The sequence below is a fragment of the Gemmatimonadetes bacterium SCN 70-22 genome (assembly GCA_001724275.1).
Lineage (GTDB): Bacteria > Gemmatimonadota > Gemmatimonadetes > Gemmatimonadales > Gemmatimonadaceae > SCN-70-22.
Window position 1 is genome coordinate 1 of record MEDZ01000054.1, and the last position, 18,276, is coordinate 18,276.

An 18,276-nucleotide genomic window follows, 5' to 3' on the forward strand; every position below is an offset into this window, starting at 1 on the left:
GTCCGCCACCCGCTGCGTGTACCCCCGCGTCAGGAACGCCATCGCCTTCGCCACCCGCACCGGCGTCCGCGCCAACCCCTCCCGCCCCGGGTCCTCGCCTAACAAGGCGAGCTGTTGCCGCACCAGGTCGGCATAGGCCGGATTCGGGGCGGGCGACAGGTCGTCGCCGGGAAAGGGGGACGCCTGAGCGGGCGCCTGAGCGGGCGCCTGAGCGGGCGCCTGAGCGGGCGCCTGAGCGGGCGAGTGAGGCGACACGGACGCGGGGGGCGGTTCAGTCATGGCGATCAGCGCTTGCGAGGGGCCGCTTGCGAGTGGCCGGGAGATGAGTGAACATGCCCGCGCGCGCCGTGCGCTGACAAGCGCGCATCCCCCCTCCCCACCCCCGTCTCCCCCCTCCCGTCCCACGACCTTGCTCCTCGTCGCGCTCACCGGCAACATCGCCAGCGGAAAGTCGACCGTCGCCGCCCGGCTCAGGGAACGGGGGGCGGTGGTGGTCGACGCCGACGTACTGGCCCGCGAGGTCGTCGCCCCCGGCTCGCCGGCCCTCGAGGAGATCGTGCGGCGCTGGGGGAGCGCCGTGCGCGCCGACGACGGCGCGCTCGATCGTGCCGCGCTGCGCCGCATCGTCTTCGCCGACGAGGGAGAGCGGCGCGCGCTCAACGCCATCGTGCACCCCCGCGTCGAGGCCCTGCGCCGCGAACGCGTCGAGGCGGCCCGCGCCGCCGGCGCCGAGGTGGTCGTGTGCGACATCCCCCTCCTCTTCGAGACGGGGCTCGACCGCGACTTCGCCTGCATCGTCTTCGTCGACGCCCCGGAGGATATCCGCCTGCAGCGCATCGTCGCGAGCCGAGCCCTGTCGGTCGAGGAGGCGCGCCGGATGATCGCAGCGCAGCTCCCCGCCAAGGCCAAGCGCACTCGTGCGCACTACGTGATCGAGAACGATGGGTCGATCGATGACCTCCATGCCGCGGTCGATCGCCTCTGGGACACCCTCCACGCCCGGGCACGTCAGCCCCGCTGATTTCTTGACAACGACTTTCACGCGCCGGTAAACTTCGCGCGTCCTTTCCACCCTCGAGTCGCGATCGTGTCGAATATTCCCGACGACCTCCTGTACACCGCCGATCACGAGTACGTGAAGGCGACCGCCGACGCCGACGTCGTCGCCATCGGCATCACCCACTACGCGCAGGACCAGTTGGGCGACATCGTCTTCGTGGAGCTCCCGAAGGTCGGTGCCACCTTCGGGGCGCACGACACCTTCGGTACCATCGAGGCCGTCAAGGCGGTCTCGGAGCTCTTCCTCCCGGTCGCCGGCACCGTCGTCGAAGTCAATGGCGCCCTGGACGGCGACCCAGGGGCGATCAACCGCGATCCCTACGGCGACGGCTGGATGCTCAAGCTCCGCATGGCCGACGCCGCCCACAAGGGATCGCTCCTGAGCCCCGCGGATTACGCGAAGCACATTGGGGAGTAGAAGACGAGAAGACGAGAAGACGAGAAAGGGCGGCGATGCCAGATCGGCACGCCGCCCTCGTTCGTCCTCACCCGCCTCGCGCGCCAGCAATGGCACCGGGGCGCATGATCTCGTCTTCTCGCCCTCCCGTCTTCCCGTCTTCTCCCCCTACATGTACTCCTCGATCGGCGGACACGCGCAGATGATGTTGCGGTCGCCGTACGCATTGTCGACGCGGCTGACGGCGGGCCAGAACTTGCGCTCGCGGGTCCACGGTGCCGGGAAGGCCGCCTTCTCGCGCGAGTAGCCATGATTCCACGCGTCGCTCACCACCACGTCCATGGTATGCGGCGCGTGCTTGAGCGGGTTGTCCTGGCGATCCATCACCCCCGCCTCGATCTCGGCGATCTCGCCACGGATGGCGATCATCGCGTCGACGAAGCGGTCGAGCTCCGCCTTCGATTCCGACTCCGTGGGCTCGATCATCATCGTCCCCGCCACGGGGAACGACATGGTCGGGGCGTGGTAGCCGTAGTCCATCAGGCGCTTGGCGATGTCCTCGACCTCGACGCCGCTCCCCGCCTTCACGACGCGGGTGTCGATGATGCATTCGTGCGCCACGCGGCCGTTCTGGCCCTTGTAGAGCACGGGATAGTGCGGCTCGAGACGGTGGGCGACGTAGTTGGCGCTCAGGATCGCGATCTTGGTGGCCAGGGCCAGTCCCTCGCTCCCCATCATCTTGATGTAGACCCACGAGATCGGCAGGATCGACGCCGACCCCCAGGGCGCCGCCGCCACCGCGCCTAACGAGGAACGCCCCTCCTGCGGAATCACCGGGTGCCCCGGGAGGTGCGGCGCCAGGTGCTTCGCGACGCCGATGGGCCCCATCCCCGGGCCGCCTCCGCCATGCGGGATGCAGAAGGTCTTATGCAGGTTCAGGTGGCACACGTCGGCCCCGATGTCGCCGGGACGCGCCACGCCCACCATCGCGTTCATGTTGGCGCCGTCCATGTACACCTGCCCGCCGTGCTCGTGGACGATCTCGCACACCGTGCGGATGCCGGCCTCGAACACGCCGTGCGTCGACGGATAGGTGACCATCAAGGCCGCCAGCCGCGCCGCGTGCTCCTGCGCCTTGGCCCGCAGGTCGTCGAGGTCGATGTCACCGTTGGCCGTGCTCTTCACCACCACCACGCGCATCCCCGCCATGGCCGCGCTCGCCGGGTTGGTTCCGTGCGCCGACTGCGGGATCAGGCAGACGTCGCGGTGTCCCTCGCCGCGCGACGCGTGGTAGTCGCGGATGGTGAGGAGCCCCGCATACTCGCCCTGCGATCCCGCATTGGGCTGCAGCGAGACGGCGTGGAAGCCGGTCACCTCGGCCAGGTCGGCCTCGAGCGTGCTGAAGAGCGCGTCGTACCCCCGGCGCTGGTCGGCGGGGGCGAACGGATGGAGCCGCCCGAACTCACTCCACGTGATGGGGAGCATCTCGGCGGTGGCGTTCAACTTCATGGTGCACGAGCCCAGCGGGATCATCGAGTGGCAGAGCGACAGGTCGCGCCCCTCGAGCTTCCGGAGGTAGCGCAGCATCTCGTGCTCGGCGTGGTAGCGCGAGAAGACCGGGTGCGTCATGAACGGCGAGGTGCGCTTGAAGCGCTCGTCGTAGCGCGCATCGACCACCTCGTCGAGCGCCTCGACCGCTGGCGGTGTCGCGTCCCCCGCCAGCACGGCCAGCAGTTCCTGCACGTCCGCGGCGCCGACCGTCTCGTCGAGCGCGATCACCACGGTGGCGTCGCCCGCCTTCCGGAGGTTGATCCCCCGCTCCCGGGCCGCGGCCACCACCGCGTCGGCGGTCGTCCCCGCCAGCTGCACGGCTACCGTGTCGAAGTACACGTCGTGCGGCACCGTGTGCCCCAGCCGCTCGGCCCCGAGGGCCAGGAGCGACGCGTGGTGGTGCACGCGATGGGCGATGCGGGCAATCCCGTCGGGGCCGTGCCAGACGCCGTACATCCCGGCGATCACCGCCAGCAGCACCTGCGCAGTGCAGATGTTGCTCGTCGCCTTCTCGCGCCGGATGTGCTGCTCGCGCGTCCCCAGGGCCATGCGGAGCGCCGGCTTCCCCTGCGCGTCGCGCGACACGCCGATGATGCGCCCCGGCATCAGGCGCTTGAACTCCTCGCGCGCCGTGAAGAAGGCGGCGTGCGGCCCGCCGAACCCGAGCGGCACGCCGAAGCGCTGCGAGTTGCCGACGCAGACGTCCGCCCCCCATTCGCCGGGCGGAACCAGGACGGCGAGCGACAGGAGGTCGGCGGCCGCGATCACCAGCGCCCCCGCCGCGTGCGCCCGCTCGGCGACGTCCCGATAGTCGTACACCGCCCCGTCGGTGGTCGGGTACTGCAGCAGCACCGCGAACAGCTCGCTCCCAAACGATGCCGTGCGCGCGTCGCCCACCACCACCGTCCACCCGCGCGCCTTGGCGCGGGTCTTCACGATGTCGATCGTCTGCGGGTGACAGGCGGCATCGACGAACATCGCCCCCTTGTCCGGTCCCTGCGCCGCGCCGTGGGCCATCGCCATCGCTTCCGCCGCCGCCGTCCCCTCGTCCAGCAGCGACGCGTTGGCGATCGGGAGCCCGGTGAGGTCGATGACGATGGTCTGGTAGTTCAGCAGCGCCTCCAGCCGCCCCTGGGCAATCTCCGCCTGGTACGGCGTGTACGCCGTGTACCACCCCGGGTTCTCGAGGATATTCCGCTGGATGACGGGCGGAACGAGGGTGTCGTGGTAGCCGAGCCCCAGGTACGAGCGATAGACCCGGTTGCGCTCGGCCATGCCGCGCAGCTCCGTCAGGACGTCGTGCTCGCTCCGCGCGGGGCCGATGGCCAGGGGACGACGGAGGCGGATGTTGTCCGGTACGGTGGCATCGATGAACGCATCGAGCGACTCGTAGCCCAGCGCGTCGAGCATCGCGTCGATGTCGCGCGCCGATGGGCCGATGTGCCGGCGGATGAAGGAGTCGGCGTCGAAGGTGAAGGTCGGCTTGCTGGTCGTGGTCATGGACACACCAAGGGCGTGATCGGAAGTCCACGCGCGGTGTGGCGCCGCGCGCTGGAACGAGGCGGGCCACGCGCCGCGGACTGGCGGGCGAGGCGCGTGTCCCGCGGAAACCTAGTCGCTGCCCGGCAGCGCCGCGAATGGCGGCGGCGCGCCGGCGACTAATTGCGGGACCGCCCCTAGATTCGTCGCCATGCGGTGGCACCTCCTCCTGACCCCCCCCTTCGACGGCGCCGACAACATGGCGCTCGACGAGGCGCTCCAGCAGCGCGCCCGCGTCACGGGCGAGGGCGTGGTGCGCGTGTACTCCTGGGCGCACGCCACGCTGTCACTCGGGCGCAACCAGCGCGCCATCGGCGTCTATCCCGCCGACCGGGCCCGGGAGCTCGGCGTCGCCATGGTCCGTCGCCCGACGGGTGGGCGCGCCCTGCTGCACCATCGCGAGATCACGTACTCGGTCACGGCACCCGCTCCCGAGCACGAGTCGCTGGCCCGGTCGTACCGCGACATCAACCAGGCGCTCCTTGCCGCGCTCCGGGGGCTGGGCGTGCAGGCCGAGGTCGCCGTCCGGAGGGAGCGCCTCCCACCTCCCGGCAGCGCTCCCTGCTTCGAGCTCCCCGCCGACGGCGAGCTGATGGTCGAGGGGCGCAAGCTCGTGGGAAGCGCCCAGTATCGCGAACAGGGCGCCCTCCTCCAGCACGGCTCGATCCTCATCCACGACGACCAGCCACTGGTCGCGCGCCTCGCCACCCTCTCCCCGGGCGCCGTGGCCCCGGCGGCGACGCTGGCGCACGCCCTCGGGCGCGCCCCGACCCCCGGCGAGTTCGCGGCGCTCCTGTTCGACATCGTGCGCCGCGAGTGGGACGCCGGCGCCCGCGAGCTGCCGATGGACCAGGGGTTGCGCGACGCCATGGCCCGCGCGCGGGCGCGCTACACCGACGACGCCTGGACGTGGCGCCGGTAGCGCGGACGCACCGCTCGCTCGTCAGGCACGCGCGTCGTACACTTAGGCGCGCATGATCTCCTTCCTCGTCCGCCGCCTGCTGCAAGGGGTCGCGATCCTCTTCATCGTCGCGACCATCACCTTCGCGCTCGTCCACGCCGCCCCGGGGGAGCCCTTCGCCGGCCAGCTGGACGATCCGCGCACCCCTGCGGCGACGCGCGAGGCGCTGCGCCGCCGGTACGGGCTCGACCAGCCGCTCGGCACGCAGTACGGGCGCTACCTCGGGCGCCTCGTGCGCGGCGACCTCGACACGTCGCTCGCGCAACGCCGTCCGGTGCGCGCCATCCTCGCCGAGGCGTTGCCGCGCACGCTCCTCCTCATGGGAACGGCGCTGGCGGCGGGATTCACGTTAGGCATCGCCCTCGGGGCGCTCCAGGCGGCGCGCCCCGGTTCGCGCCTCGACCGCGTGTGCTCGCGCCTGACCGTCGCGGTCGCCGCGCTCCCCGACTTCTGGCTCGCCCTCGCCCTCCTGTTCGTCTTCGCCGTCCGGCTACGCTGGTTCCCGGTGGGCGGGATGGTGGACGAGACGACGCACGCGTACCTGGCTCGGGGCGGCCGCCTGCGCGACGTCGCCTGGCACCTCGTCCTCCCCGCGACGACCATGGCCCTGATCTTCGCGGCCGTCGTCGCCAGGCACCAGCGCCAGGCCCTGCTCGACGTCCTCCCCGACGACTTCGTGCGCTCCGCCCGCGCCAAGGGGGTCGGCGAGCGAACCGTCGTCCTGCGGCACGCGCTGAGGAACGCGCTGCGCCCCACCATCACGCTGCTGGGGCTCGCCCTCCCCGCCCTGCTCGGCGGGGCGATCTTCGTGGAGTTCATCTTCGCCTGGCCGGGCATGGGGCGCGTCGCCGTCGAGGCGCTGGCCGCCCGCGACTACCCCGTCGTCCTCGCCACGACCCTGGTGGGGAGCGCCCTCGTCGTCGCGGGAAGCCTCCTCGCGGACCTCCTCGCGGCGATCGTCGATCCGCGCCTGCGCGATGGCTGACACCCCCGCCGTCGCCTCGCTGGCCATCCCCGCCGCGCCGGAGGATGGCGCGACACTCTCTCCCACCCCGGTCGCGCGGGCGTTGCAGCTGCTGTGGCACGACCGGGGGGCGCGCATCGCCATCGCCTTCCTCGCCCTCGTGCTCCTGGCCGCGCTCGCGGCCCCATGGCTGGCCCCCTACGACCCGGCGCGTCCGATCGACCCCCTGGCCTTCCGGGCCGCGCCGCCGTCCGGGGCGCACTGGTTCGGCACCGACCTCACCAGCCGCGACGTCCTGAGCCGCATGCTGTTCGGCGCTCGCATCTCGCTCGCCGTCGCCGCGCTCGCAACCACCCTCGCCTCGGCACTGGGCCTCGCCTACGGCGGGATCGCCGGCTACGCCGGGGGGCGCGTGGACGGCGTGATGATGCGCCTGGTCGACGCCTGCCTCGCCGTCCCTCGCATCCTCCTCCTCATCACCGTCCTCGCCCTCTGGGGAACGGTCGACACCAGCGCCCTCGTCCTCCTCCTCGGCCTCACCGGGTGGTTCGCCATCGCCCGCCTGGCGCGCGCCGAGGCGGCCGCCCTGCGCCAGCGCGACTTCATCGTCGCCGCGCGGGCGCTGGGCGCCGGCCCGGCCCGGGTCTTCGTTAGGCACGTCCTCCCGCATGCGGCGGGCCCGGTCCTGGTCGCGGCCACCATCGCCATCGGGCAGGTCATCGTCCTCGAGGCCGGGCTCTCCTTCCTCGGCTACGGCGTCCCCCAGCCGACCCCTACCTGGGGGAACATCATCCGCGACGGGCGCGAATCGCTGGCCACCACCTGGTGGCTCACCGCCTTCCCCGGCCTCGCCCTCGTCCTGACCGCACTCGCCGCGAATACCATCGCCGACCGCTTGCGCGCGGTATTGAACCCGCGCCAGCTTCACGCGCCATGACCGAAGCCCCCTCCCCGCTCCTCCGCGTCGAGAACCTGCGCACCTGGTTCCACACGCCCGCTGGCATCGCCCGCGCGGTGGACGGCGTGTCGTTCACGATCGCGCGCGGCGAGACCGTCGGCGTCGTCGGCGAGTCGGGATGCGGGAAGTCGGTCACCGCCCTCTCGCTGCTGCGCCTCATCCAGCCTCCCGGACGCATCGAGGACGGGAGCCACATCTGGTTCGAGGGGCGCGACCTCATGGCGCTGGGCGCCGAGGAGATCCGCCGGGTCCGCGGGAACCGCATCGCGATGGTCTTCCAGGAGCCGATGACGGCGCTCAACCCCGTGTTCACGGTGGGCGACCAGGTGGCCGAGGTGGCCCGCGTGCATGCCGGGGCGTCGCGCAAGGTCGCGTGGGAACGGGCCGTGGAGATGCTGTCGATCGTTGGCATCCCCTCGCCGCGCGAGCGGGCCTCCAGCTACCCGCACCAGCTCTCCGGCGGGATGCGCCAGCGCATCCTCATCGCCATGGCCCTCGTGATGAATCCGGCGCTCCTGATTGCCGACGAGCCGACCACCGCGCTCGACGTCACCATCCAGGCCCAGATCCTCGAGCTCCTGGCGCGCGTCCAGCAGGAGTTCGGCACCGCGATCCTCCTCATCACGCACGATCTCGGGGTGGTGGCCGAGTCGGCCTCGCGCGTGATCGTGATGTACGGCGGCCAGGTGGTGGAGGAGGCACCGGTGCGCACGCTCTTCGCCGGGGCGGCGCACCCCTACACCCAGGGGCTGATGCAGGCCATGCCGCGCGTCGGCATGACGCGTGAACGCCTCTCGACCATTCCCGGGAGCGTCCCGCCGCCGACCGCATGGCCCACCGGGTGTCGCTTCCGTGACCGCTGCCCGCATGCGTGGGCGCGGTGCGCCAACGAGGCACCGGCGCTCGTGGCGATCGGCGAGGGCCACGCGGCCCGCTGCCACCTCGCGGCGGGCGATCGCCCCCCGTCGGCGACGCCCGCCTCGATTGCAGGGGCCGGATGAGCGCATCGCAGCCGCTCCTCGAGGTGCGCGACCTGCGCACGCACTTCACGCAGCGTCACGGCCTGCTCGGCACCGCGCGCGGGGTCGCGCGGGCGGTCGACGGCGTCTCCTTCGACGTGTTCCCCGGCGAGACGTTAGGCATCGTCGGCGAGTCGGGGTGCGGCAAGACCACGCTGGGGCGGACCATTCTCCGCCTCGTCGAGCCGACCGGCGGCAGCATCCGCTTCGACGGCACCGACCTCCTGGCCCTGCGGGGGGCGGCGCTGCGCGCCATGCGGCGCCACATCCAGATCATCTTCCAGGACCCGTTCTCCTCCCTCAATCCGCGCCTCACGATCGGGGCGACGATCAGGGAGGGGATCACCGTGCATCGCCTGGCCGAGGGCGCCGAGGCCGACGCACGCGTGCGACGGCTCCTCGAGGAGGTGGGGCTCCGCCCCGAGTACGCCTCGCGCTACCCGCACGAGTTCTCGGGAGGGCAGCGCCAGCGCGTCGGGATCGCGCGCGCGCTCGCCGTCGAGCCCAGGCTCATCGTCTGCGACGAACCCGTCTCCGCCCTCGACGTCTCGGTCCAGGCGCAGGTGATCAACCTGCTGCAGGACCTGCAGCGCGATCGCGGCCTCACCTACATCTTCATCGCCCACGACCTCTCGGTCGTGGAGCACATGGCCACGCGCGTCGCGGTGATGTACCTCGGCCGCTTCGTGGAGCTGGCGCCGGCGCGCGCGCTGTATCGCGAGCCCGTCCATCCGTACACGCAGGCCCTCCTCTCCGCGGTCCCCGTCCCCGACCCCACGCGCGCGCGCGCGCGCATCGTCCTCACGGGCGACGTGCCATCGCCATTGGCGCCGCCCGGCGGCTGCGTCTTCCATCCCCGCTGCCACCACCCGGCGCGCGACGCCGCCTGCGAGCGCCTCGTGCCGCCGCTCGAGCCGAAGGGCGAGCGGCACGTGGCGGCATGCTTCAAGCAGTCCCCCACCACCGTCGACTGGCACACGCAGCAGGGCGCAGGCGCAACGCACCTCCCCGGGCGCTACCTCCCGATCGCCGCCCTCGCGGCGCGCGCGGACGACTGACCTCTCACCCCTCGACTTCATGGCTCCCCCGACCACGACCGCCCCCTCCGCCTCGGCGGGTGCCGACGACGCCGTGCGTCGCAGGTACACGGACGACCGCTCGTTCTTCGGCCAACCCGGCGGACTCTCGACCCTCTTCTTCACGGAGATGTGGGAGCGCTTCTCGTACTACGGGATTCGCCCGCTCCTCGTCCTCTACATGACCGCCGCCCTCGCCGACGGCGGTTTCGGCTTCGCCCGCTCGCAGGCATCGGCCATCGTCGGGATCTACGCCGCCAGCGTCTACCTCGCGTCGCTCCCCGGCGGATGGGTCGCCGACCGTTGGCTCGGGCTGCAACGCTCGGTGTGGTACGGTGGCATCTTCATCGCACTCGGGCACCTGTCCATCGGCCTCTCGGCGCTCCTCGCGCACCAGGCGTTCTTCCTGGGGCTCGTCTTCATCGTCATCGGAACCGGACTCCTCAAGCCCAACATCTCGGCCATCGTCGGCGACCTGTACCCCGAGGGTGGAGCGCGCCGCGACGCCGGCTTCTCGATCTTCTACACGGGGATCAACAGCGGCGCCTTCATCGCCCCACTCATCACCGGCCTCCTGGGCGAGCGCGTCGGATGGCACTGGGGCTTCGGCGCCGCCGGCGTGGGCATGCTCCTCGGGGTCATCACCTTCCGCTCCCGGGCCGCGCGCACCCTCGGCCCCCTCGGCGCCACCCCCACGGCCTCGCTCGACGAGCAGCAGCGCGTCAAGCGCTGGGCGCTGGGCGGGATCGCCGCCGTCTTCGCCATCGTCCTGCTGGCGATGTTCGGCATCATCACCGTCGATCCCGTCGCCGTGGCCGAGCGCATGAGCCTGATCATGGCGATCATGGCGGCGCTGTACTTCGGGTACATCTTCCTCCTCGCCGGGCTCACCAGCGACGAGAAGAAGCGGATGGCCGTGATCCTGGTGCTCTGCCTCTTCTCGGTCGTCTTCTGGGCCGCGTTCGAGCAGGCGCCGACGTCGCTCAACCTCTTTGCGCGCGACTTCACCGACCGCACCCTCTTCGGCTGGGAAGTCCCGACGCTCTGGCTGCAGTCGGCCAATTCGCTCTTCGTCATCACCCTGGCCCCCGTCTTCGGCGCGCTCTGGCTGGTGCTCGAGAAGCGACGGCTCGACATCTCCAGCCCGGCCAAGTTCGCCTTCGCCCTCGCCATGGCGGGGCTCGGCTTCGTGGTGATGGTCTGGGCGTCGAACATCGTCATCGACGGCGCGGGGGTGGTGAAGGTCTCGATGTTGTGGCTGACGGTGAGCTACCTGTTCCAGACCTTCGGTGAGCTGGCCCTGAGCCCCGTGGGGCTCAGCTCCATGACCAAGCTCGCCCCCCGCAAGTTCGTGGGGCAGATGATGGGGCTCTGGTTCCTCGCCACGGCCATGGGGAACCTGATCGCCGGGCTCGTCGGCGGGCACGTCGACCCGGAGAACCTCCAGCAGATGCCCCAGCTCTTCCAGCGCACCGCCATCTCCCTCTTCGCCGCCGCCGCCATCCTCGCCGCCCTCGTGATCCCCATCCGCCGGATGATGGACACGACGAAGAAGTAGAAGACGAGAAGACGAGGGGTGGGATGCGCTGGCGTGCGCGAGCCCGCTCTCGTCCTCTCGTCTTCTCGTCTTCTCGTCTTCTCGTCCTCTGGTCCTACGGCCAGCTGAAGGTGCTCTGCGGCACGATCCGTTCGCGGACCCGTCGCACGTCGCCGGGGATGTTGTGGAACGTGCGCGTGCGGTCCTCGTTCGTCAGCCGCAATCCCCAGCGCGACCCGTCGCGGCGGTCGAGGGGGAAGGCGAGGTCCAGGCGCCACATGCGCTGCGACTTGGGCGGCACGGCCGCCATGAGCGAGACGCCCACCGACTGGCGCAGCCCGCTGTCCAGGCCGAGCGGCACGTCGCCAGCCCACACCTGCCCCACGTCGGTGAAGATCCCGACCCCCGCGTCGGCCGAGCCACGGAAGCTCCCCACGCGCCAGCGTTCCTCGAGGCGCCCGATCACACGGCGCGCGCCGCCCAGCTCCACGTCGTCGTAGCCGCGGAGCCCGCCGCGCCGCGCCCCCAGGTCGAGCTGGTAGGGGATGCGCGCGCTCCAGCCGCCCCCCCACGAGACGTCGGCCGACAGCAGGTGACGGGGATGCGGCTTGAGGTACCACGCCACGCGCCCGTTGGTCAGGACGTCGTCCCACCCCTTCGTCTCGCGCGAGCGGCGCCCCTCGACATCGCCCTGGATGGCCGCGTACGAGCGGCGCCCCCCCACGGCGAAGAAGAGGTGGCCGCCGATGTACTTCTCGCTGCGCGCCACGCCGCGTGACGCGGGGAGCGAGTGCCCCACGGTCAGTCCCAGCTGGGTACCGACGCGAAGGTCCTGCGGGCCGCTGAGGGCGTCGAAGCCGTCGACCTGCACGAATCGCACGCTCCGAAGGCCGAGCAGCGTGTTGAAGCGGGCGCTGCGCGTGGTGCGGAAGCGCCCGTACAGCGCGGACGTCGTGTCCGGCGCCAGGCCGGAATCGGTCACGAGGACCGGCGCCCGCGCGGGGCTGTCGGCCGCATACGAGAGTTGCGCCCCCACGAGCCCCAGCAGCCCGGCGCGCCCCACGCGCCACATGGCCCCGGCGTCGGCGAAGCGCCGCTTCAGCTGCAACGACGACGGAATCCCGCCCGGGCGCAGGAAGCGCGCGTACTCGTCGATCTCCCCCCCGCTCACGCGCCACGCCGACTGCTGCACGTCGGTCAGGAACGGGTAGCTCACCTCCGCCTCCCAGTCGCCCCCCAGCTCCCGCCGCGCAGCCGCGAGTTGCAGCTGGTAGGGCCGTCCCCAGAGCTGGTAGTTGGTGTAGCGCCCGGCAAAGCGGTCGCGATAGTAGAACCCATCGCGCCAGCTGGCCGAGGCGTACACCGCATTCCCCAGCAGGTTCTGGTTCCCGACGGTGAGCCCGGTGAGGAACGGCGCATCCTTCTCCACCCCCACCGACCCGATCAGCGAGGGCTCGTCGACCGTCGCCACCTCGAGCCGCACGCCGTCCATCCCATCCTGGTAGGCGGTGACGCTCGCATCGGCGATGAACGGCATCGCGCGCAGGATGCGCTCGCTCTCCGAGCGCAGCAACGGGCTGCAACGCTCCCCCTTGTGCAGGAGGACGAAGTTCCGGATCACCGCGGGCGCCGTGGTCACGTGGAGGCTCGTCACCATCCGCCCCAACAGGGGCGACCGCGCGAAGATCCCGCCGAACCCCGGTGCCTGCGAGCGGATCACCACCTCGGTGATGAGCTGCCCGTCGCAGCGCACCTGGGTGCGCCCCGTTCCCTGCGCCACGAGCGAGGCTCGGGGGTCAAGGACCGCGGCGGCCACGGCCAGCAATATGCAGTTTGTCCGCCGCAGCTAGAGCCCCATCTTCTTCTTGAGCTCGGCCAGCCGCGCATCCGCGTCGGCTTCGCTCGCCTGCCGCCGGCGCGCGCGATCCATCGCCCCGAGCTCCTCCGACAGCGCCGCGCCGCGGTCGTCCAACCCCAGCTCGTGGTCGCTCGGCGGGGCCGTCCCGGGACCGCCCGCCCGCAGCCCCGATCCCACTCCGGCGCTCGCGGCCTTGAACTGCGCCTTCATCTCCTCGACCTCGCGCTCGACCAGCGCCAGCTCGCCCTCCTCCACCTCGAGCTTGCGCTCGAGCAACGCCGCCTTCTCGGCGTGATGCGCCTCGAATCGCGCCGCCACCGCCACCGTCTCGGCGTCGCCGATCCCCTCGGCCAGCGCCTTGCGCCGCGCGACGGTCTCCAGTTCTCCGCGCTCCACCGCCAGCCGCTTGCGCGTGAGCTCCACCCCTGCGCGCAGGTCGTCGACCGCCATGCGGGCCCGCACCAGCGAATCGCGCATCTCCGCAAGCACGCCGCGCCGGTCCTCCGGCGCGAGGTTGCCGCTCAGCAGATCGCGGAATGCCTGGCGAATATCCTCGAACACGCGCCCCTCGGCGGGAGAGTGGAAGCTGCCTGCGCGTGAACGTTACTCCGTTTGCCCGGCCACCGGCAACACGCCCCCTACGCCACCCAGCGCGCCTCGTCCCGCACCTGCCGCATGAGCTTCGCCGGCGAGTGGTGGTGGCGGAACAGGATCCCGTCGCTCACCCGGTTGAGGGCGAAGCGCAGCCGCCCGAAGCGTTCCGCCGCATTCTCGAACAGGGGCTGCACGCCATGCTGCGCCGCCAGGCGATGGGCCGCGGCCAGCTGGTACCCCCGCCGCCCCATCTCGTCGTAGTAGTCGAGGTCCGGCCCACCGCGACGATGGTGTCGCGCCTCGATGTAGTCGGGGAAGAGCCCCGCCAGCCACAGCGCGTAGTTCCCCAGGTGCGCCCGCACCAGGAAGGCCCGCGTCGGGTCGCTGCATTCCGCATCTGCGAGGAGCGAGGCCAACGTGTCGTACACCTGGTCGTCGTGCTCGCGAATCCGCCGTGCCCGGTCGCGCACCCCGAAGTGCAGCAACACGGCGGTGACGAAGTCCGCCAACATCCGGTCCTGCTCCCCCGCCTCGCGCAGGGCATGGCGCACCACCACGTACGCGAAGAGCGGGAAGGTCGCATGCGCGGCCTGCGCCTGCTCCACCAGCGCGTCGCGCAGGCGCGGGTCGTCGAGGATCGCGTCGATCCCCTCGTCGCGCAGCTTCGCTTCGAGCGCGTCGAGTTCGGACGAGGCCCCGCGCGCCATCAGGCGCATCGCCAACTGTGCATCGTCCCTCGTCAGGCACTGGCGGACATTCGCGAGAAGCATGCGGCATTCCCTCCGTCGTCGTGCGGTCGATACCTGATTGTCCTACCCCGCGCCCCCATCCTGAGATCGACGCACGATCCCGCAAGAGGATACGCCGGCTACGCGTTGCCTTCCCGCCCCACCCGTCGCCACCTTTCCGGGGCATGTTTCTTCGAGTCCTCCACCTCGACAGCGGCCGCGATTGGCGCGGCGGGCAGCGCCAGGTTCTCCTCCTCGCCCGCGGGCAGCGCGAGCAGGGGCACGAACCGCTGGTCGTGGCGGCTCCCGATTCCCCTCTCCTGCATCGCCTCCGCGGGGCCGGCCTCGCCGCCAGCGCGGTGCGCATGCGCGCCGACTGGGACGTCGCCGCCGCGCGGCGCATCCGTGCCCTCCTTCACACGTGGCGCCCCGACATCGTGCACGCCCACGATGCACGGGCGCACGCGCTCGCCCTGGGGGCGCTCCTCGGCCTCCGCGACGTCCCGCTCGTCGTCACCCGGCGCGTCCCCTTCGTCCCGCGCGGACGCCTCAAGTACGGCCCGCGCGTCGCGCGCTTCATCGCCATCTCCGGCGCCGTCCGCGACGCGCTCGAGCAGGGGGGCGTCGCCGCCAGCCGCATCGACGTCGTCTATTCCGGCGTCCCCGCCCCCCCGGTCGCCCCACCGCGCGACTGGCGCGCCGAGCGCGGTTGGCCCCGCGACACCTTCCTCTGCGGCGTCGTCGGCGCGATGACGGCGGAGAAGGGCATCCGCCTCCTCGGCGAGATCGGGGAGCGTCTCCCGGCCGAGCTCCGCCGGCGCGTGCGTCTGGTGATGCTCGGGGGACCGGCCAACGGGAGCGTGACCCTTGGCGGCGTGGAGGCCTACCGCGCGGGATTCGTCGACGAAGTGCATCGCGCCATGGCCGGCCTCGACCTCCTCTGGCACCCCTCCAGCGCCGAAGGGCTCGGCACCGCCGTCATCGACTCGATGGCGCTCGGCGTCCCGCCCATCGCCTTCGCCGTCGGCGGGCTCCCCGAGCTGATCGTCGACGGCGAGTCGGGGCTCCTGGTCCCCCCGGGTGACATCACTGGCTTCGCGGCGGCGGTTGCGCGACTCGCCGGCGACCCGTCGCTGCGCGAGCGGATGCGGCACGCGAGCCAGGCGCGCGCCGCCGAGTTCAGCGTGCAGCGCATGGTCCTCGGGACGGAGCAGGCGTACCGCCGCGTCCTCGCCCGCTGATCCGCGACGGGGGCGTCCTGTCGTCCCGCCGGGACGCGAACGCCGCTCCCCGCCCGGTGTACGACCCCCGTTGGTGTACCGCCTCCCGGTGTACCGCCTCCCGGTGTGCCCCCCCGCTGGTGTACCACGCCTCCGGCGGACCGCCTACCTTTAGGTGGACCTTTCAACACCTGCGCGCCCGTGCTCTACATCTGCATCCCCTCGTTCGACGAGGCCCCCACGATCGGCGTCCTCCTCTGGAAGATCCGCAAGGTCTTCCAGGAGTACTCCCGTGAATACGAGATCCTCGTCTACGACGACGCGAGCACCGACGCCACCGCCGAGACGCTGGAGTCGTACACCAAGGTCCTCCCGCTCACCGTGCTGCGCGGCGAGTCGCGCGTGGGGTACGCGTCGGCGCTGGCCGCGCTCTGCCGCACTGCCACGCAACGCACGCGCTACGCGCGGCGCGATGCCGTCATCACCATGCAGGCCGATTTCACCGACCAGCCGGAACACATCCCCGAGCTGGTGAAGCGCTTCGAGGGCGGGGCGGACGTCGTCGTCGCCGAGTCGGCGACCCCGCTTGCCGGCCCCACGCCGGTGCGTCGCCTGCGCCGCCTCGCCCCATGGGCACTGCGCTGGTCCATCCAGACGCCCGGGGTGAAGGACCCGTTCGGGTCGTTGCGGCTGTATCGCGTCTCGGTGCTGCGCGATGCCCTCAAGGCCGCGGGCGACACGCCGCTGATCGCGGGCGAGGGGTGGGCCGCCAACGTCGATCTCCTCCTCGCCACGCACCCGTACGCCCGCCGCGTCGAGACCGTGCCGATGGAGCCGCGCTACGACCTGCGTCCGCGGGAGTCGCGCGTCAAGCTGTTGGCCGACGTGCTCAACCTCTACCGATTCGGCCGCGCCGTCCGCCGGCGCCCGCAGCCTCCCGTCCCGTCAGCCGCAAGCTGATGCGCCGCATCGCCCGCGCGCTCGCCCTCGCGCTGGGCGTCCTGATCCCCGCCCTGGCGCGAGGGAGTGCGGCGCAGGCGCCCGTCACCGGGCGCATCGCCAGCGACACGCCCCCCGCCCCGCCGGTTGCGCCGTTCGCCGTCGGCGAGCGCCTCACGTACGAAGTCCGGTTCGGCGCCCTCCGCGTGGGGCGAGGGAGCATGGAAGTCCTCGACACGGTGACGCTGCGCGGGCGGCCGGCCTGGCACACGCGGTTCCGCGTGCGCGGCGGGATTCCCTTCTATCGCGTCGACGACATCCTCGAGAGCTGGATCGACCGCGAGGCCTTCAACTCGCTCCGCTTCGTCCAGGACTTCGACGAGGGCGGACGGACGCGCGAGCGGCGCTACGAAATCTACCCCGAGCGCGCGGTCTTCCAGGAGGGCGACAAGCCCGAGGAGGCCTCGGTCAGCAATCCGCTCGACGACGGCTCCTTCCTCTACTTCATCCGCACCATCCCCCTCGAGGTCGGCCGGACCTACGAGTTCCATCGCTACTTCCGCCCCGATCGCAACCCGGTCATCGTGCGGGTGCTGGGCCGGGAGCGCGTCACCGTCCCCGCGGGGACCTTCGACGCCCTCGTCATCCAGCCGATCATCAAGTCGAAGGGGATCTTCTCCGAGAACGGGCAGGCGCGCATCTGGCTCTCCGACGACACCAGCCGCATCATGGTGCAGATGAAGTCCCGCACCAGGATCGGTTCCCTCAACCTGTACCTCCAATCGCACCGCGCCCCTCCCACCAGCCCGGCGACGCCGACGCGTTAGGCGGCGCCCCCCGGCCGCGATCGGCCGCACCCGAGGCCGACCTGACGCGCGTCCGGACCGTCCCCGTGGCGCGGCGCCCCAACAAGGTGAGCTCGAGCGAGTTCTCGCGCGCGCCTGGTGCCGACCGCTCGTTCCGCGCCTTCGTCGACGCGCTCCCCGACATCCTGGTGGCGCGCGACTTCCGCCGCGTCGTCGCCGCCATCGCCGCGGCCACGCGTGCGGGGCGGGGGGTCGTCGTCATGCTCGGCGGCCACGTGGTGAAGACCGGGCTCGCCCCGGTCCTCATCGACCTCATGCGCCGCGGCGTCATCACCCACCTCGGGATGAACGGCTCGGCCGCCATCCACGACTACGAGATGGCGCGCTTCGGCGCGACCTCCGAAGACGTCGCCGCCGGCCTGCGCGACGGGACCTTCGGCATGGCCGAGGAGACGGGGCGCGCCCTCAACGAGGCCTTCGTGCTCGGGCAGCAGGAAGGGTGGGGGATGGGGGAGAGCGTCGGCCGCCTCCTGGCCTCGACCCCCGGCCTCGCCCACCCGGAGCTGTCGGTCCTGCACGCCGCGCACCTCCTCGGGGTGACCGCCACCGTGCACGCCGCGTTAGGCGCGGAGATCATCCACCAGCACCCGGCGGCCAGCGGCGCCGCGATCGGCGACACCAGCCACCGCGACTTCCGCCGCCTCGCCGGCGCGCTCCCCCACCTCCACGAAGGCGGGGTCGTCCTCAACCTCGGGAGCGCGGTCATCATGCCCGAGGTCTTCCTGAAGGCGCTCACCATCGCGCGCAACCTCAACGACGGACGCCCCACCCACTTCACCACCTGCGACCTCGACATGAACCGGCACTACCGCCCGCGTGTCAACGTCGTCCAGCGCCCCGTCCTCGCCGGCGGGGAGGGCTTCGAGATCACCGGGCATCACGAGGTCATGGTGCCCTTGCTGGCGTGGGCGGTCGTGGAGGAACTGGAGCGCGAGGCGGGGGAGCCGTGAGGGCAGGCGGGATACGGGAGTGGGGAGACGGGAGTGGGGAGACGGGAGTGTGGAGACGGG

General features: G+C 71.9%; 15 protein-coding genes and 2 pseudogenes. 12 read left to right on the forward strand and 5 right to left on the reverse strand.

Annotated features, from left to right (window positions below; genetic code table 11):
* Window positions 1-279: pseudogene (locus tag ABS52_17810) on the reverse strand (hypothetical protein).
* 130 nt (window positions 280-409) lie between these two features.
* On the opposite strand from ABS52_17810, the gene ABS52_17815 reads away from it, so the two are divergent.
* Window positions 410-1,021: a dephospho-CoA kinase gene (locus ABS52_17815; protein ID ODT00804.1), complete on the forward strand. Its 612-nt coding sequence runs from the start codon at window positions 410-412 to the stop codon at window positions 1,019-1,021.
* A 66-nt stretch (window positions 1,022-1,087) separates the two neighbouring features.
* Complete coding sequence (locus ABS52_17820; GenBank protein ODT00805.1) at window positions 1,088-1,477, forward strand: glycine cleavage system protein H; 390 nt, start codon at window positions 1,088-1,090, stop codon at window positions 1,475-1,477.
* A 147-nt stretch (window positions 1,478-1,624) separates the two neighbouring features.
* On the opposite strand, the gene ABS52_17825 is transcribed toward ABS52_17820, so the two are convergent.
* The gene (locus ABS52_17825; protein ID ODT00806.1) at window positions 1,625-4,507 is read right to left on the reverse strand and encodes a glycine dehydrogenase (aminomethyl-transferring); all 2,883 of its coding nucleotides are present in this window, start codon (window positions 4,505-4,507) and stop codon (window positions 1,625-1,627) included.
* A gap of 190 nt (window positions 4,508-4,697) precedes the next feature.
* Here ABS52_17825 and ABS52_17830 point away from each other — a divergent pair, with 190 nt between their 5' ends.
* From ABS52_17830 to ABS52_17855, 6 genes and pseudogenes are all read left to right on the forward strand, one after another.
* Window positions 4,698-5,468 carry a hypothetical protein gene (locus ABS52_17830; protein ID ODT00807.1) on the forward strand — a complete coding sequence of 257 codons (771 nt, stop codon included), beginning with the start codon at window positions 4,698-4,700 and terminating at the stop codon, window positions 5,466-5,468.
* Window positions 5,469-5,520: 52 nt separating this feature from the next.
* Window positions 5,521-6,492 carry a hypothetical protein gene (locus ABS52_17835; GenBank protein ODT00808.1) on the forward strand — a complete coding sequence of 324 codons (972 nt, stop codon included), beginning with the start codon at window positions 5,521-5,523 and terminating at the stop codon, window positions 6,490-6,492.
* Between the two features lie 82 nt (window positions 6,493-6,574).
* Entirely contained in the window at window positions 6,575-7,408 is an 834-nt protein-coding gene (locus ABS52_17840; protein ID ODT00817.1) for a hypothetical protein, read from the forward strand.
* Complete coding sequence (locus tag ABS52_17845; GenBank protein ID ODT00809.1) at window positions 7,405-8,430, forward strand: methionine ABC transporter ATP-binding protein; 1,026 nt, start codon at window positions 7,405-7,407, stop codon at window positions 8,428-8,430. Before ABS52_17840 ends, ABS52_17845 begins: the two co-directional genes overlap by 4 nt.
* Window positions 8,427-9,413, forward strand: a pseudogene (locus ABS52_17850) (peptide ABC transporter substrate-binding protein). The gene ABS52_17845 and the pseudogene ABS52_17850 overlap by 4 nt, the downstream one beginning before the upstream one ends.
* A gap of 166 nt (window positions 9,414-9,579) precedes the next feature.
* Window positions 9,580-11,082 (forward strand): amino acid transporter, encoded by a 1,503-nt coding sequence (locus ABS52_17855; protein ODT00818.1) that lies wholly within the window; start codon window positions 9,580-9,582, stop codon window positions 11,080-11,082.
* Between the two features lie 94 nt (window positions 11,083-11,176).
* Here the strand turns inward: ABS52_17855 and ABS52_17860 are convergent, their stop codons facing one another.
* The 3 genes from ABS52_17860 to ABS52_17870 form a co-directional block, all read right to left on the reverse strand.
* On the reverse strand, window positions 11,177-12,841 hold the full coding sequence (locus ABS52_17860; GenBank protein ODT00810.1) for a hypothetical protein: 1,665 nt from the start codon (window positions 12,839-12,841) through the stop codon (window positions 11,177-11,179).
* A gap of 66 nt (window positions 12,842-12,907) precedes the next feature.
* Window positions 12,908-13,480 carry a hypothetical protein gene (locus ABS52_17865; protein ODT00811.1) on the reverse strand — a complete coding sequence of 191 codons (573 nt, stop codon included), beginning with the start codon at window positions 13,478-13,480 and terminating at the stop codon, window positions 12,908-12,910.
* 77 nt (window positions 13,481-13,557) lie between these two features.
* Window positions 13,558-14,283, reverse strand: a complete 726-nt coding sequence (locus ABS52_17870; GenBank protein ODT00812.1) for a hypothetical protein — start codon at window positions 14,281-14,283, stop codon at window positions 13,558-13,560.
* 143 nt (window positions 14,284-14,426) lie between these two features.
* Between ABS52_17870 and ABS52_17875 the strand changes: the two genes are divergently transcribed.
* The 4 genes from ABS52_17875 (at window position 14,427) to ABS52_17890 (ending at window position 18,216) form a co-directional block, all read left to right on the forward strand.
* Window positions 14,427-15,482, forward strand: a complete 1,056-nt coding sequence (locus ABS52_17875; protein ODT00813.1) for a hypothetical protein — start codon at window positions 14,427-14,429, stop codon at window positions 15,480-15,482.
* Between the two features lie 180 nt (window positions 15,483-15,662).
* Window positions 15,663-16,421, forward strand: coding sequence for a hypothetical protein (locus ABS52_17880; protein ID ODT00814.1), 759 nt, complete (start codon window positions 15,663-15,665; stop codon window positions 16,419-16,421).
* On the forward strand, window positions 16,421-17,227 hold the full coding sequence (locus tag ABS52_17885) for a hypothetical protein (GenBank protein ODT00815.1): 807 nt from the start codon (window positions 16,421-16,423) through the stop codon (window positions 17,225-17,227). The genes ABS52_17880 and ABS52_17885 overlap by 1 nt, the downstream gene beginning before the upstream one ends.
* A gap of 41 nt (window positions 17,228-17,268) precedes the next feature.
* Window positions 17,269-18,216, forward strand: a complete 948-nt coding sequence (locus ABS52_17890; GenBank protein ID ODT00816.1) for a hypothetical protein — start codon at window positions 17,269-17,271, stop codon at window positions 18,214-18,216.
* Window positions 18,217-18,276 lie beyond the last annotated feature (60 nt).